Below are 15,201 nucleotides of genomic sequence, written 5' to 3'. Positions count from 1 at the left end.
ACGAGGAGCAGGGAGCGGACAGTGAAATGGTGGTCGGCGGTGAGTTGCTGCCGTTGTGGGAAGAAGTCCAGGACGCAGAAGCTGCCTCCCCCCCCCCCCCCCCCTTCCCCTCCCCCCCCCCCCCCCCCCCCCCCCCCCCCCCCACAGGGGAATGTGCTTCTTCAGGCAAGTTCTGGGGTGTAGGCCTGTTCAAGCAACACCGTGAACCGGTTGAACGCATCAATGGCGCCTTTATCCAGCTCGGCTTCTTCCTCTGCACTGAGTTCCAGCTCATCCAGGGTTTTGACGAAGTTTTTCCAGCCTTGCGCACGGCCACCGGCGGGTTCGCCCAGGTGGCGGGCGCCGAAGGTTTCGCTCAAGCCCAGACCCACGGCGCGCTTGATCAGGAACGCCGCGCCAAGTTTCGAGCCTTCGGAGACGAATAACCAGCCCAGGGCTTGCGCCTTGCTCGGATTATTCACGGCACCGGCGACGGGTGCCGGTACTTCGGTGTCCAGGTCCGCCAGATCCGCCTTGGCAGCCTCGGCACGGCAGCGAGCCGGCAGGTCGGGAACGATGGCGGTCAGGTCTGCATCGTTGTACAGCGCCACCAGTTCCGATTGGAACAGGTACTGCGCCACCACGAAACGAGCGAAGTTGGCCTGGGTTTCAAACGGAGCGTGGGCTTTGACCAGCGCGTCGAGTTTGCTGTGAGGTTCGTGGGTGATCTGGTTCAGGCGTTGCGAGCGCAAGGCCGGGCGTTGAGTGGTGTCCTGAGTCATGGGAGATCCTTGAGAAAAAGAAGTGCCTGGTAACGAGACGAATGAGCTGACGCATGACAGTAAAAAATCCTCGCTGCGGGGCTTGAATCAAGTCGCGCAGCGAGGTGGTCGAGGTCAGATATCCCACACCAGATTGATCGCGAAGTTACGCCCTGGTTGAGTCAAGCGATCGAGGTTGGCGGGTTGGGTCACCGAGGCTTCGCCGACGCTGTCGTAACCGCGCACGTCATCCCACTCCCAGTACTTCTTGTTGGTCAGGTTGTACAGGCCGGCGTTGACGGTCACGTCGTCGGTGACTTTGTAGAAGCCCGCCAGGTCCAGCACCCCATAACCCGGCGTCTTGAATTGGGTGCTGGTGCCGTCCGGGGTGTTGAAGCTGGTGCTGTCGACCCGGGTCTTGCGCTTGACCAGGGTCCAGTTCAGCAATGCGCCGTATTTGTCCTGGTCGTAGCCAAGGCCAAATACACCGGTCAGCGGGTTGATGCTGTTGAGCGGCTCTCCGCTGTCATCGTTGCGACCGTACAGGTAGGCCACCGAACCTTGGGTGTAGAGGCCGCTTGGCGCACCGAAGGTGTCCAGGTTCAAGCGACCCTTGAGCTCCATGCCCTTGATGGTGGCGTGCTTGATGTTGTTGCTCTGGAACGTGGTCTCGGTGTAGCCGGGCGTGATGGCGTTCTCGTCGATGAAGTCGCGATATTTGTTGTAGAACACCGCGACATCGAAGGTGCCAGCGTCGAACTGGCCGCGCAGACCGGTTTCATAACTCTTGCTCTTCTCCGGTTCGAGGTCCGGGTTCGGTGCGACCTGATAGCCGCCCGCCAGGTTTTCGAAACGACCATACAGGGCCTTGGCGGTTGGCGTGCGGAAGCCTTCGGCGTACTGGCCGTACCAGGTGTAATGGTCATCGAAGCGGTAAGTCGTGCCGAATTTCGGCGAGAGGCGATGCCAGGTCTTTTCGTCGTCGTTCACTTCGCCATTGCCGCTTTGGTCGGCAGTGGCCAGGAACTCTTTGGTCAGGTGCGGCTTGAGCTGGGTGTAGTCGTAGCGCAGCCCGGGTACGAAGGTCCAGTTGTTCCAGGCGATCTGGTCCTGGGCGAACAGGCTGTAAGTGTCGATGGTCGGGTCCGGGAAGTCGCTGGCCGGGGTCAAGCTATCGGCGGCGCTCACGGCACCAATGACGCGGCACGTGCCAGCTACGGTCAGGCAAGTGCCGGTGCCCGTGCGCAGGCCGGTGACTTTGTCCTGCTTGATGGTGGTGCCATAGGTGACGACATGGTCGGTGTCGGCGATGGCAAACGCCTTGTCAGCCTGGGCGTCGAACACCCATTGGCGATCCTTGTAGGTGGTATCGCGGTTACGCAGCACGGTGCGCGACGGCGCGTAGATTTCTTCGGTACTTTGGTCGGTCTTGGCGATCTGGTAGTTCAGCGTCCACTTGATGTTGTCGGCCAGCAGGCTGTCCAGCGCGAAGCTATGATCCAGGCCGAAACGTTCGCGGGTGATGGTGTCGTTGCCGGTGCGGGATTTGTAGAAACCGAAACCGCGTCCTGCGTTGAACGGCCCACCGACGGCACTCAACTGATTGGTGTCGCGATCGTCCTTGTAGTGCTCGTAAGTCAGGCCGAAGCGCGCATCATCGGCGTAGTTCCAACCCAGCTTGGCCAGGATATTGGTGGTGCGTACGTCTTCGGGGTTGGCCTCGGTGCGGTTGAGGCCGGTGCCGCCGGTCTCGCCGTAGGATTCGGTTTCATGACCGTTGCGCTGGCTCAGGTGCAGCAAGCCGTCGAATTCGCCGGTGCGACCGGCCACGGTGCCGGAAGTCAACCAGCTGTCATCGGCCGAGCTGTAGCCGGTCTTGAGGCGTGCGCCGACGTCCTGGCCAGGTTTGATGATGTCGTCTGGATCGAGCGTGTAGTAACTGACTGCGCCACCGATGGCGTTGCTGCCGTACAGCACCGACGCCGGGCCGCGCAGGATCTCCACGCGCTTGACGATTTCCGGGTCGACATAATTGCGGTTCGTCTGGGCATACGGGCCGTTGAAGAAACCGTCAGGCACCTGCACGCCGTCAACCTGGGTCAACACGCGATCACCGTCGATACCGCGGATGTTGTAGCCGGAAAGGCCTGCGCGGGTGCCGGTGCCGCCTACCGAAACGCCCGGTTCGTAGCGAACCAGATCCTTGATGTTATTGACGTTGTTGCGGTCGAGATCTTCGCGAGTCTGGACCGTGACGGTGCTGGGCACGCTGTTGATGTCCTGTTCCTGGCGAGTGGCGCTGATGGTCACCTGTTGCAGATTCAGGGTGCCGGCGCTGGTGGGGCGTTCGAGCACGATGTTGTTGTTGCCCAGTTTGCGGTAGTTCAGGTGGGTCCCCACCAACAGCCGCTCCAGGGCTTTTTCCGGTGGCAACGACCCGCGTACACCCGGCGAAACCACGCCTTCAGCCAGTTCCGCCGGCAAGCCGACCTGCCAGCCTGTCACGGCGGTGAAGTCATTGAGTGCCGAAACCAGCGGCTGCGGCGCGATGGCGAACGAGTAGTCGCCCATGTTGCGGCTCGGCTGTTCGGCAGTGGCGGCCATGACCGGCGCGGTGCCGGCTATCAAAATGGCGGCGGTCAGCAGCGACAGCACGCGGGAAGGGGAAGAGGACTGGCGGGTGAGGCGAGAGGACATCGATAGCGCTCCGTGTCGCACGAATCTTTATAGGTGCTGATTGGCATTTAGAGATGCGAATCAATTGCATTGGCTATAACGAGACGTACGAGCGTTTGCTATCGAGTAAAAATAATTCTCATTTAGTTCAAGATGACCAGCGCCGGGTATTCCTTGAGCCGTGCCGAGGTGATGTGTGCCAGCGAGCGAACCACGTCCAGCGGCTGGTCGAGACGGTAATTTCCGGTCACGGCAACATCGGCCAGTTGCTCGTTGGTGTTGATGATCCAGCCCGGATAGTAACGGCGCAGTTCCGCCAGCACTTGATTCAGCGGGCAGTTCTCGAACACCAGGCGTCCCTGGACCCAGGCCAGGTCGGTAGCGGCATCGAGCTTGGCCGGGCGGTCGAAACCGTTGGGGCCGATGCGGATGCTTTCCCCGGCTGTAAGGCGAACTCGCGCATCGTCGCCGGTGGCACGCAGATCGACATCACCGCGCTGCACGCGAACCTGGGTCACGCCATCGAGGTAACGCACGGCGAATGCCGTGTCGCGAACGCTGGCGGTGACCGGGCCGGCGTCGATCTCCAGCGGTTGGCCGCGATGGGGCTGCACCTCGAAAAACGCCTCGCCCTGATACAGGCGCGCCACGCGCTGCTGGTCGTTGATGGTGCTGGAAAACGCCGAGTTGGTGTTGAGCAGGACTTTCGAGCCGTCCTCCAGTTGCAGACGCTGGCGTTCCCCCACCACGGTCAGATGATCGGCCTGCAGTCGCAGCGGCAGGCTGCTGAAACTGAATAGGCCGAGGATCAACACGGCCGCGGTGGCCAAGGGTTTCCAGTGCGGACGCAGGCGCGACAGCACGGTGATTTTGGCCGGGCGCGACGCCAGGCTTTGCGCGCATTGCGTGACTTGCGCACCGTTCCAGATCGCCTGGGCCCTGGCGAACGCCTCGGCATGCGCAGGTTCAGCGGCGAGCCATCGGTGGAACTGGCGGGTCTGCTCTTCGCTCGGGCTGTCCAGCACGATCAGCCAGTCCATAGCCTGGTCCATCGCGTCTGCAGTGACCTGCGCCGGAGAAGGCGAAGGGGAGCGGTGGGTGTCCGTCACGGTGTTTCCTCGGGCTTTTGCAAAGCAGTTTCAAGCTTCAAGCTGCAAGCTGCAAGTTTGGTCAGGCGTTCGGTTCGCCGCTTTTCGCTTGTGGCTTGCAGCTTGAAGCTTGCAACTGCCTCTCAGCTACTCCGATGCAGATCGTCATGATCAGTTTCAGCTCCTTTTGCACGGTACTGAGCGACACGCCGAGTTTTTCGGCGATCTCCAGATAGCTGTGTCCGTGCAGGCGGCTGAGGATGAAGATCTGTTGCTGGCGGGGGCTGAGTTGACCGAGGCGCACGTTCAAGCGTTCCAGCAGTTGTTCGGCATGGGCAGCATCCTCGGCGCTGCTGGCCGGGGCGGCGACGCTTTCCACCACGTCCAGCGGCACGTCATCGACCATGGTCCGCGAATGGATGCGCCGGGCGCGCAAGTGGTCCAACGCCAGGTTGCGGGCGGTCTGGAAAACGAAGGGTTCCAGATGATCGATGGCCCGCTCGCTGAGCGCCCGGGTCACGCGCAGGTAGGTTTCCTGCAGCAGGTCTTCGGCGGTGCTGTGATTGTTGACCATCCGCTCCAGCGTGCGCAGCAGGGACAGTCGCTGGGTGATGAAGACGTCGTTGAAGCGCGATTGACTCACGGGAGGACCTGATCCATTTCGATCAAATGATAATGCTTATCATCTACTCGAGTGGTCAAGCATTGATTTGTGAAGCGTCAGGTACGACCCTGCAAATACGTCGCGTAATCCGGAATCCGATGCGCATGCGCCTGATCCATCAACGGGCTGCTGAGCAGGTAATCGGCGCTGCATTCATTGCATGCCACCGGAATGTTCCAGACCGCCGCGACCCGCAGTAATGCCTTGATGTCCGGATCGTGTGGCTGTGGTTCGAACGGGTCCCAGAAGAACACCAACAGGTCCACCCGTTGCTCGGCGATTTGCGCGCCGAGCTGTTGATCGCCGCCCAACGGGCCACTGATCATGCTTTCCACGGGCAGGTCGAGGCGTTGTTGCAATAACAAACCCGTGGTGCCAGTGGCGACCAGTTGGTGCCGGGCGAGCCGGTCTTTCTGGCGTGCGGCCCAGTCCAGCAAAAACACTTTGCAGTGATCATGGGCGACCAGGGCGATGCGCTTGCGTGCTGCCATGGTTTTTTGGGTGAAGGTAATGCCGATCATCGATTGCTGCTCCAGGGCTTGATACGTCCTCAGTAGGAGCGAGCATGCTCGCGATGAACGAGAGAACACCGCGGGGCATCAGGTTCCCCGCGTTTTCGTTCACGACCATCGCGACGGTGCGACGATTCGACATGCTCGCTCCTACAGGATGGAGGGCGGGTTATTCGGCGTTACACAACGCCAGGCAGTTATCGAGCATGCGGTTGGAGAAGCCCCATTCGTTGTCGTACCAGGCCAGCACCTTGAGCAGCTTGCCGTTGGCCTTGGTGTGATTGGCGTCGAAGATCGACGACAGCGGGTTGTGGTTGAAGTCGCTGGAAACCAGCGGCAGGGCGTTGTAGCCAAGAATCTTCGAGTGCTGGCTGGCCTGCTTGAGCAGCGCGTTGACTTCCTCGGCACTCGCTTCGCGTTTGAGCTGCACGGTCAGGTCCACCAGCGACACGTTGATCACCGGTACACGCACGGCCATGCCGGTCAGCTTGCCCGCCAGTTCCGGCAATACCAGGCCGACCGCTTCGGCGGCGCCGGTCTTGCTCGGGATCATGTTCTGGGTGGCGGAGCGGGCGCGATACGGGTCGGTGTGATAAACGTCGGTCAGGTTCTGATCGTTGGTGTAGGCGTGAATGGTGGTCATCAGGCCGCTTTCGATGCCCAGTTCGCGGTGCAGCACCTGGGCCACCGGGGCCAGGCAGTTGGTGGTGCACGACGCGTTGGAAATGATCTGGTGCGACTGGCGCAGGATGTCGTGGTTGACCCCATACACCACAGTGGCATCGGCGCCTTTGGCCGGTGCCGAGATAATCACTTTGCGGGCGCCGGCGGTGATATGCGCGGCGGCTTTGGCGCGGTCGGTGAACAGACCGGTGCATTCGAATACCACATCAATTTTTTCAGCGGCCCAGGGCAGGTCGGCGGGATTGCGAATGGCGCTGACCGAAATACGGTCACCATTGACGGTCAGGCTTTCCTGATCGTGCTGCACATCGGCGTCGAATGTGCCGTGAACCGTGTCGTACTTGAGCAGATGAGCGTTGATCGCGCTGTCGCCCAGGTCGTTGATGGCGACGATTTGCAGATCCTGACGGTAGCCCTGGGTATAGAGTGCGCGCAGGACGTTACGACCGATACGGCCAAAACCATTGATTGCGATTCGAAGAGTCATATATCAGCGCTACCGTCGTTTTGTTGTTGGAATAACAAGATTATTCGTAAAAAAATAGAAAACAAGCCTTTTTGATGGCAATATTTTATTCATTCTACAACGAGTGACCTGAACCAACTGGTCCAACCGATCAACAAAACCGTCCGTCATCCCAACGACATCGGCGTTTGATCAGCATAGACAATCAGGTCCGCCACATCCGTTAGCCTGGAGTTCTACACATGCATCCCCGCGTCCTTGAGGTCACCGAACGCCTTATCGCCCGTAGTCGCGCCACGCGTGAGGCTTACCTGGCACTGATCCGCGATGCCGCCAGCGACGGTCCGATGCGCGGCAAACTGCAATGCGCCAACTTCGCCCACGGCGTGGCCGGTTGCGGCAGCCACGACAAGAACAGCCTGCGGATGATGAACTCCGCGAACATCGCGATAGTTTCGTCATATAACGACATGCTCTCGGCGCACCAGCCGTACGAAGTCTTCCCGGAGCTGATCAAGAAGGCACTGCGCGAGATCGGTTCGGTCGGCCAGTTCGCCGGCGGCACCCCCGCCATGTGCGATGGTGTGACCCAGGGCGAGCCGGGCATGGAGCTGAGCCTGCCCAGCCGTGAAGTGATCGCGCTGTCCACCGCCGTGGCGCTGTCCCACAACATGTTCGATGGCGCGCTGATGCTCGGCATCTGCGACAAGATCGTCCCGGGCCTGATGATGGGTGCGTTGCGTTTCGGTCATCTGCCGATGATCTTCGTCCCGGGCGGGCCGATGGTCTCGGGCATTTCCAACAAGCAGAAAGCCGATGTGCGCCAGCGCTATGCCGAAGGCAAGGCCAGTCGCGAGGAACTGCTGGAATCGGAAATGAACTCCTACCACAGCCCCGGCACCTGCACCTTCTACGGCACCGCCAACACCAACCAGTTGCTGATGGAAGTCATGGGCCTGCACTTGCCAGGCGCGTCTTTCGTCAACCCGAACACCCCATTGCGCGACGCCTTGACCCGCGAAGCGGCGCATCAGGTGACGCGCCTGACCAAGCAGAACGGCAATTACATGCCGATCGGTGAGATCGTCGACGAGCGTTCGCTGGTCAACTCCATCGTCGCCTTGAACGCCACCGGCGGCTCGACCAACCACACCCTGCACATGCCGGCCATCGCCATGGCGGCGGGCATCCAGTTGACCTGGCAGGACATGGCCGACCTCTCCGAAGTCGTGCCGACCCTGAGTCACGTCTACCCGAACGGCAAGGCCGACATCAACCACTTCCAGGCAGCGGGCGGCATGTCGTTCCTGATCCGCGAACTGCTGGACGCCGGGTTGCTCCACGAAAACGTCAACACCGTGATGGGCCCGGGCCTGCGCCGCTACACCCAGGAGCCGTTCCTCGACAACGGCGAACTGGTCTGGCGCGAAGGCATCACCGACAGCATGGACGAAAGCATCCTGCGCCCGGTTGCTCGCGCGTTCTCGCCAGAGGGCGGCTTGCGGGTGATGGAAGGCAACCTCGGTCGCGGTGTCATGAAAGTTTCCGCCGTGGCGTTGGAAAACCAGATCGTCGAAGCCCCGGCCATGGTGTTCCAGGATCAGCAGGACCTGGCCGATGCGTTCAAGGCCGGTTTGCTGGAGAAGGATTTCGTCGCGGTGATGCGCTTCCAGGGCCCGCGTTCCAACGGCATGCCGGAGCTGCACAAGATGACGCCGTTCCTCGGCGTGCTGCAGGATCGCGGCTTCAAGGTGGCACTGGTGACCGACGGGCGCATGTCCGGCGCGTCGGGGAAAATCCCGGCGGCCATTCACGTCAGCCCCGAAGCCTATGTGGGTGGCGCTTTGGCGCGGGTGCAAGAGGGCGATATCATCCGCGTCGATGGCGTCAAAGGCACCCTGGAGCTTAAGGTGGACGCCGACGAATTCGCAGCGCGCACGCCGGCCAAGGGCTTGTTGGGTAACAACATCGGCACCGGTCGTGAGCTGTTCGGTTTCATGCGCATGGCCTTCAGCTCGGCGGAGCAGGGCGCCAGCGCCTTTACTTCTGCCCTGGAGACGCTTAATTGAAACTGGCTTTGGTCGGTGACATCGGTGGGACCAACGCACGGTTCGCGTTGTGGAAAAACCAGCAGCTGGAATCGGTCCAGGTGCTGGCGACAGCCGACTTTCCCAGCCCCGAGGAGGCGATTGCCCTCTACCTGAGCGGGTTGGGTCTGGAACCGGGGGCGATCGGTTCGGTGTGCCTGTCGGTGGCGGGTCCGGTCAGCGGTGACGAATTCAAATTCACCAACAACCATTGGCGCCTGAGCCGCAAAGGCTTTTGCCAGACCTTGCAGGTGGAGCAGTTGTTGCTGGTCAACGACTTCTCGGCCATGGCCTTGGGCATGACCCGTTTGCAGCCGGGCGAATTCCGCGTGGTCTGCGAAGGTACGCCTGAGCCGTTGCGCCCGGCGGTGGTGATCGGCCCGGGTACAGGTTTGGGTGTCGGCACCTTGCTCGATCTTGGCGAAGGGCGTTTCGCGGCGTTGCCGGGGGAGGGGGGCCACGTCGACCTGCCGCTGAGCAGTCCGCGGGAAACCCAGTTGTGGCAACACATCTTCAACGAGATCGGCCATGTCAGCGCGGAAACGGCGTTGAGCGGCGGCGGCTTGCCCCGTGTGTATCGGGCGATCTGTGCCGTGGATGGGCACGAACCGGTGCTCGAAACACCGGAAGCGATCACCGCCGCCGGTCTGGCGGGCGATCCGATTGCCCTGGAAGTGCTTGAGCAATTCTGCTGCTGGCTCGGCCGCGTGGCCGGCAACAACGTGCTGACCACCGGTGCGCGCGGTGGCGTGTACATCGTTGGTGGCGTGATTCCGCGCTTTGCCGATTTCTTCCTTGAAAGCGGTTTTGCCCGTTGCTTTGCCGACAAGGGCTGCATGAGCGATTACTTCAAGGGTATACCGGTGTGGCTGGTGACGGCGCCGTATTCCGGCCTCGTCGGAGCAGGAGTGGCGCTGGAGCAGGCATAAAACCGTGTCGCCCCCTTCGCGAGCAGGCTCGCTCCCACAAGGTTGTCGATCATCCTGTGGGAGCGAGCCTGCTCGCGAAGGGGCCTGCACAGACACCAAAGATTTACGCACGATCAGGCATAATCCGCCCCAATTCCAACAAAAAGGATGCCTTCGAAGTGAGCTCAGTCAACAAGTCGATTTTGTTGGTCGATGATGATCAAGAGATACGCGAGTTGCTGGACACCTACCTGACCCGCGCCGGTTTCCAGGTTCGTACCACGCCCGATGGCGCCGGTTTTCGCCAGGCATTGAACGAAGAACCGAGCGATTTGGTGATCCTCGACGTGATGCTGCCGGACGAAGACGGTTTCAGCCTGTGTCGCTGGATTCGCCAGCACCCGAAGCGGGCCCAGGTTCCCATCATCATGCTCACCGCCAGTTCCGACGAGGCCGATCGGGTCATCGGCCTGGAGCTGGGCGCCGACGACTATCTGGGCAAACCCTTCAGTCCCCGTGAATTGCAGGCGCGAATCAAGGCCCTGTTGCGCCGTGCCCAGTTCGGTCAGGAGCGTAACGGCGGTGAAGTGCTGGCCTTCGATGACTGGCGGCTGGACACGGTCAGCCATCGGCTGTTTCACATCGATGGCGAAGAAGTGATCCTGTCCGGCGCCGATTTCGCCTTGTTGAAACTGTTCCTCGATCACCCCCAGGAAATCCTCGACCGCGACACCATCGGCAACGCCACCCGTGGCCGTGAACTGATGCCACTCGATCGCATCGTCGACATGGCCGTCAGTCGCCTGCGCCAGCGCTTGCGCGACACGGAAAAACCGCCACGGCTGATTCGCACCGTGCGTGGCAGCGGTTACCAACTGGCAGCCAACGTGATTGCCAGCAATGGTCACTGAGTCCCTGCGCAAACTGGCCCGGCGGGTGCCGATGCCGCGCTCGCTGCTCGGGCGCATGTTGCTGCTGACCTTGTTGGCGGTGTTGTTCGCCCAGGCGCTGTCGAGCGTGATCTGGGTCTCGCAATTGCGCGCCACGCAGCTTGAAGGTTTGGTCACCAGCGCCCGCAGCCTGGCCCACTCGATGACCGCCAGTGTTAGTTATTTCCGTTCGTTGCCGGTGGCGTTTCGGCCGCTGGTGCTCGATCAGTTGCGCAGCATGGGCGGCACGCGGTTCGTGGTCACGCTCAACGACAAACCCCTGGGGATGGAAGTGCTGCCGATCACACCGCGCAAGGCGGCGGTGATCAAGGCGGTGGATGAAGTGTTGCGTCAGTCGTTGGGGCAGGACACTGATATCTCGGTTACCTTCGTCAGCCCCGAAGACCTGCGCATCTTCAATGGCGGCCTGAAACTCGATGAATTGCCACGTTCCTGGGCGCACTATGCGCTGACCCTGGAGCCGGTGAATCCGCCGGTGCTGGTGACGCAGATCCAGATGGCGCCCGGCGAATGGCTGTACATCGCCTCGCTGTTGCCCGAGCCCTATACCAGTCTTGAAGAGCAAGGCCTGCCGGCGCAGCAGGTGTGGTTCATCGTCCTCACCAGCGGTTTCCTGCTGTTGTTCATTGGCCTGTTGGTGCATTGGCAGAGCCGGCCGCTCAAGCGCCTGGCGCGGGCGGCACGGGATTTGTCCTTGGGCGCTGATGTGAAGCCGGTGGCCGAGGGCGGCGGCAGCGAAGTGGTCGAAGTCGGCCGGGCCTTCAACACCATGCGCGAGCGCATCAGTCGTTACCTGACCGAACGCAGCCAGTTGTTCAGCGCGATTTCCCATGACCTGCGCACGCCGATTACCCGGTTGAGACTGCGGGTCGAACTGCTTGAAGACGAGACGCTGCAAGCCAAGTTCGGACGCGATCTGGATGAGCTGGAACTGCTGGTCAAAGGTGCGCTGCAGTGCGTGAAAGACACCGACATCCATGAAAACATCGAACAGGTGGACCTTAACTACGTGCTTGACTGCCTGGTGGAACCTTATCTGGCGCCGAATGGCAACGGTCGCGTGACCCAACAGGGTCGGGCGCTGGCCACCTATCCGGGCAAACCGCTGGCGCTCAAGCGTTGCATCGGTAACCTGATCGACAACGCCCTGAAGTACGGGCAGAACGCACACCTGCACATCGATGACGACGACAGCGCGTTTGTGCTGCATGTCGACGACGAAGGACCGGGGGTTCCCGAGCAGCGGCTGGAACAGGTGTTCGAACCGCACTTTCGCCTGGCCGGGCAGCAGCAGGGTTATGGGTTGGGGTTGGGGATTGCCCGCAACATTGCCCATAGCCATGGGGGGGAAGTGAGTTTGCAGAATTTGCGTGAGGGTGGGTTAAGGGTGACGCTTCAATTGCCTCGCAGCGCTGATTAGGCATACCGCGTTATCGTTCTTCGCGAGCAGGCTCGCTCCCACAGTGAGCGGTGGTGACTTTGTGGGAGCGAGCCTGCTCGCGAAGGCGTCAGACCATTCAATATTTTCCTCAGTGAAATGTCACAGGTTGGTGACATAACTCGCCCCCTTCGTTACAAGCCCGCCCCGGCCCGTTGTTTAGACTGCCCCTTAAGTCATAACAACAAAAAAGGCCCCCCATGGATCACTTCCAACCTGACTTCAGCAGTTGGCTGAACGCACCTGTCCATCAGCAATGGCTCACCGCCGAAGGCCTGCGCCTGTTGGCGTTTGCCAAGGCTTCGAAGCTGCCAGAAGGCTTTGGCAATCTCGATGAAAAAGGTCACCTGCCGGCCGGCGCGCAAGCCGAAACCATGAACACTGCGCGCATGACCCACAGCTTTGCCATGGCCCACATTCAGGGTTTGCCGGGATTTTCGGAGCTGGTGGATCACGGCGTCCAGGCCTTGCACGGACCGTTGCGCGATGCCACGCATGGCGGCTGGTTCGCCGTGGCCGAGCACCGCGACGGCAACACCGGCAAGAACGCCTACCTGCATGCCTTCGTAGCGCTGGCCGCCAGCTCTGCGCTGGTCGCGCAACGGCCCGGGGCGCAGGCCTTGCTCGACGATGCCATCGACATCATCGACACGTATTTCTGGAGCGAGGAGGAGGGCGCCATGCGCGAATCCTTCAATCGTGACTGGAGTGAAGAGGAGGCCTATCGCGGCGCCAACAGCAACATGCACGCCACCGAAGCCTTCCTCGCCCTGGCCGATGTCACCGACGACAACCGCTGGTTGTGCCGTGCCCAGCGCATCGTCGAGCGGGTGATTCATGGTCACGCCGCTGCCAATGACTATCTGGTGATCGAGCATTTCGACCGCGACTGGCAACCCCTGCGCGAGTACAACCACGACAATCCGGCTGATGGCTTCCGTCCCTACGGCACCACACCGGGTCACGGTTTCGAGTGGGCGCGACTGGTGTTGCACCTCGAAGCGGCGCGGGTGCGGGCCGGTATGCTCACGCCGGGATGGCTGGCCACCGATGCGGAAAAACTCTTTGAGCAAAACTGTCGGCACGGCTGGGACATCGATGGTGCGCCAGGCATTGTCTATACCCTCGACTGGGACAATCGCGCGGTGGTTCGCCATCGCCTGCACTGGACTCATTGCGAAGCCAGTGCGGCTGCCAGTGCCCTGCTCAAACGTACCGGCGACGTGCGGTACGAGCACTGGTACCGGCTGTTCTGGGAATTTTGTGATAAGCATTTCATCGACCGCTGCGATGGCAGCTGGCACCACGAACTCGACCCGTTGAACCGTCCGAGCGCCGATATCTGGGCCGGCAAACCCGACCTCTATCACGCCTGGCAAGCGCTGCTGATTCCGCGCCTGCCCCTGGCGCCGAGCATGGCCACGGCGCTGGGGCAGCTGTCCCAGAGCGCTGCTGTGTAATCAGCTGTGTAACCATGTGGTGACATTCGCGCGTCCCTTCGTTACCTGCGAAGGGGTATCCCCTGTTTAGAATCCATGCAGCGCAAGCACCAGACTTGCAACGCATAACAACAAGAAAGGTACTACTAGATGAATGCGATTTCTCGCCTCGCTACTGTCATTTCTCTCGCCTCCCTGGTTCCATTTTCCGCGTTCCCGCTCAGTGCCCTTGCCGACGATGCCAAAGGTTCGGTGGAAGTCGTTCACTGGTGGACGTCCGGTGGTGAAAAGGCAGCGGTCGATGTCCTCAAGGCCCAGGTCGAAAAAGACGGCTTCACCTGGAAGGACGGCGCAGTCGCCGGTGGTGGCGGTTCCACGGCCATGACCGTTCTCAAGAGCCGCGCCGTCGCCGGTAACCCGCCGGGCGTTGCCCAGATCAAAGGCCCGGACATCCAGGAGTGGGGCAGCACTGGCCTGCTGAGCACCGACACCCTGGCACCTGTCGCCAAGGCGGAAAACTGGGACGGCCTGCTGTCGAAGAAAGTCTCCGACACCGTTAAATACGAAGGCGATTACGTCGCTGTGCCGGTGAATATCCATCGCGTCAACTGGCTGTGGATCAACCCGGACGTGTTCAAGAAAGCCGGGATCGACAAGGCCCCGACCACCCTCGAAGAATTCTACGCCGCCGGCGACAAGCTCAAGGCCGCCGGCTTCATCGCGCTCGCCCACGGTGGCCAGCCTTGGCAGGACAGCACCGTATTCGAAGACGTCGTGCTGTCGGTCATGGGCGCCGATGGTTACAAGAAAGCTTTGGTAGACCTCGATCAGAAGACCCTGTCGGGCGCTGATATGACCAAGGCTTTCACCGAGCTGAAAAAGCTCACCACCTACATGGACCCGAACCGTGCCGGTCGTGACTGGAACATTGCGGCCGCCGAAGTCATCAACGGCAAGGCTGGCATGCAGATGATGGGCGACTGGGCCAAGAGCGAGTGGACCGCGGCGAAGAAAGTCGCCGGCAAGGACTATCAGTGCGTGCCGTTCCCGGGCACCGACAAAGCCTTTACCTACAACATCGACTCGATGGCCGTGTTCAAGCTCAAGGCGGATCGCAAGGGTGACATCGCCGCGCAGCAAGACCTGGCCAAGGTCGCGCTCGGCACCGACTTCCAGAAAGTCTTCAGCATGAACAAGGGTTCAATCCCTGTACGTAACGACATGCTGAACGAAATGGACAAGCTCGGCTTCGACGAGTGTGCCCAGAAGTCGGCGAAGGACTTCATCGCGGACGACAAGACCGGCGGCCTGCAACCGAGCATGGCGCACAACATGGCCACTTCCCTGGCGGTGCAAGGCGCGATCTTTGACGTGGTCACCAACTTCATGAACGACAAGGACGCCGACCCCGCCAAGGCCAGCGCCCAGCTGGCGTCGGCGGTCAAAGCGGCGCAGTAATCCCCTGCACTGAGTAACCCCTGTGGGGGGGGGGGGGGGGGGGGGGGGGGGGGGGGGGGGGGGGGGGGGGGGGGGGGGGGGGGGGGGGGGG

Annotated in this window: 12 protein-coding genes; 6 read left to right on the top strand and 6 right to left on the bottom strand. The window is 61.4% G+C overall.

Annotation, left to right across the window (positions count from 1 at the left end; translation table 11 throughout):
• Positions 1–161: 161 nt before the first annotated feature.
• The 6 genes from ACSFE6_RS27940 to gap all read right to left on the bottom strand — a co-directional run bounded on the left by ACSFE6_RS27940 (position 162) and on the right by gap (position 6,851).
• On the bottom strand, positions 162–761 hold the full coding sequence (locus tag ACSFE6_RS27940; protein ID WP_435430627.1) for a biliverdin-producing heme oxygenase: 600 nt from the start codon (positions 759–761) through the stop codon (positions 162–164).
• A gap of 114 nt (positions 762–875) precedes the next feature.
• Entirely contained in the window at positions 876–3,437 is a 2,562-nt protein-coding gene (locus ACSFE6_RS27935; RefSeq protein WP_435430626.1) for a TonB-dependent receptor, read from the bottom strand.
• A 122-nt stretch (positions 3,438–3,559) separates the two neighbouring features.
• Positions 3,560–4,525 carry a FecR family protein gene (locus ACSFE6_RS27930; RefSeq protein WP_435430625.1) on the bottom strand — a complete coding sequence of 322 codons (966 nt, stop codon included), beginning with the start codon at positions 4,523–4,525 and terminating at the stop codon, positions 3,560–3,562.
• Between the two features lie 61 nt (positions 4,526–4,586).
• Entirely contained in the window at positions 4,587–5,147 is a 561-nt protein-coding gene (locus ACSFE6_RS27925; RefSeq protein ID WP_435430624.1) for an RNA polymerase sigma factor, read from the bottom strand.
• A 77-nt stretch (positions 5,148–5,224) separates the two neighbouring features.
• Complete coding sequence (locus tag ACSFE6_RS27920) at positions 5,225–5,689, bottom strand: methylglyoxal synthase (RefSeq protein ID WP_435430623.1); 465 nt, start codon at positions 5,687–5,689, stop codon at positions 5,225–5,227.
• A 160-nt stretch (positions 5,690–5,849) separates the two neighbouring features.
• On the bottom strand, positions 5,850–6,851 hold the full coding sequence (gap, locus tag ACSFE6_RS27915) for a type I glyceraldehyde-3-phosphate dehydrogenase (protein ID WP_435430622.1): 1,002 nt from the start codon (positions 6,849–6,851) through the stop codon (positions 5,850–5,852).
• 221 nt (positions 6,852–7,072) lie between these two features.
• On the opposite strand from gap, the gene edd reads away from it, so the two are divergent.
• From edd to ACSFE6_RS27885, 6 genes are all read left to right on the top strand, one after another.
• A complete protein-coding gene (edd, locus tag ACSFE6_RS27910) occupies positions 7,073–8,899 on the top strand; it encodes a phosphogluconate dehydratase (RefSeq protein ID WP_435430621.1) in 1,827 nt (608 codons plus the stop codon).
• Entirely contained in the window at positions 8,896–9,846 is a 951-nt protein-coding gene (locus tag ACSFE6_RS27905) for a glucokinase (RefSeq protein ID WP_435430620.1), read from the top strand. The genes edd and ACSFE6_RS27905 overlap by 4 nt, the downstream gene beginning before the upstream one ends.
• 158 nt (positions 9,847–10,004) lie before the next feature.
• Positions 10,005–10,736, top strand: a complete 732-nt coding sequence (locus ACSFE6_RS27900) for a response regulator (protein WP_435430619.1) — start codon at positions 10,005–10,007, stop codon at positions 10,734–10,736.
• Positions 10,737–10,767: 31 nt separating this feature from the next.
• Positions 10,768–12,195, top strand: a complete 1,428-nt coding sequence (locus ACSFE6_RS27895; protein ID WP_435430628.1) for an ATP-binding protein — start codon at positions 10,768–10,770, stop codon at positions 12,193–12,195.
• A 218-nt stretch (positions 12,196–12,413) separates the two neighbouring features.
• Positions 12,414–13,673, top strand: a complete 1,260-nt coding sequence (locus ACSFE6_RS27890; protein ID WP_435430618.1) for a D-mannose isomerase — start codon at positions 12,414–12,416, stop codon at positions 13,671–13,673.
• 129 nt (positions 13,674–13,802) lie between these two features.
• A complete protein-coding gene (locus tag ACSFE6_RS27885) occupies positions 13,803–15,110 on the top strand; it encodes an ABC transporter substrate-binding protein (RefSeq protein WP_435430617.1) in 1,308 nt (435 codons plus the stop codon).
• Positions 15,111–15,201 lie beyond the last annotated feature (91 nt).

The organism is Pseudomonas baetica, assembly GCF_051216495.1.
Classification (GTDB): domain Bacteria; phylum Pseudomonadota; class Gammaproteobacteria; order Pseudomonadales; family Pseudomonadaceae; genus Aquipseudomonas; species Aquipseudomonas baetica_B.
This window is presented reverse-complemented; position numbering and strand designations above follow the sequence as displayed.

Excerpts from the sequence above, each read along its gene's own strand:
- ACSFE6_RS27940 (WP_435430627.1), bottom strand. The coding sequence starts at position 761 with ATGACTCAGGACACCACTCAACGCCCGGCCTTGCGCTCGCAACGCCTG.
- ACSFE6_RS27935 (WP_435430626.1), bottom strand. The coding sequence starts at position 3,437 with ATGTCCTCTCGCCTCACCCGCCAGTCCTCTTCCCCTTCCCGCGTGCTG.
- ACSFE6_RS27920 (WP_435430623.1), bottom strand. The coding sequence starts at position 5,689 with ATGATCGGCATTACCTTCACCCAAAAAACCATGGCAGCACGCAAGCGC.
- gap (WP_435430622.1), bottom strand. The coding sequence starts at position 6,851 with ATGACTCTTCGAATCGCAATCAATGGTTTTGGCCGTATCGGTCGTAAC.
- edd (WP_435430621.1), top strand. The coding sequence starts at position 7,073 with ATGCATCCCCGCGTCCTTGAGGTCACCGAACGCCTTATCGCCCGTAGT.
- ACSFE6_RS27895 (WP_435430628.1), top strand. The coding sequence starts at position 10,768 with ATGCCGCGCTCGCTGCTCGGGCGCATGTTGCTGCTGACCTTGTTGGCG.
- ACSFE6_RS27890 (WP_435430618.1), top strand. The coding sequence starts at position 12,414 with ATGGATCACTTCCAACCTGACTTCAGCAGTTGGCTGAACGCACCTGTC.
- ACSFE6_RS27885 (WP_435430617.1), top strand. The coding sequence starts at position 13,803 with ATGAATGCGATTTCTCGCCTCGCTACTGTCATTTCTCTCGCCTCCCTG.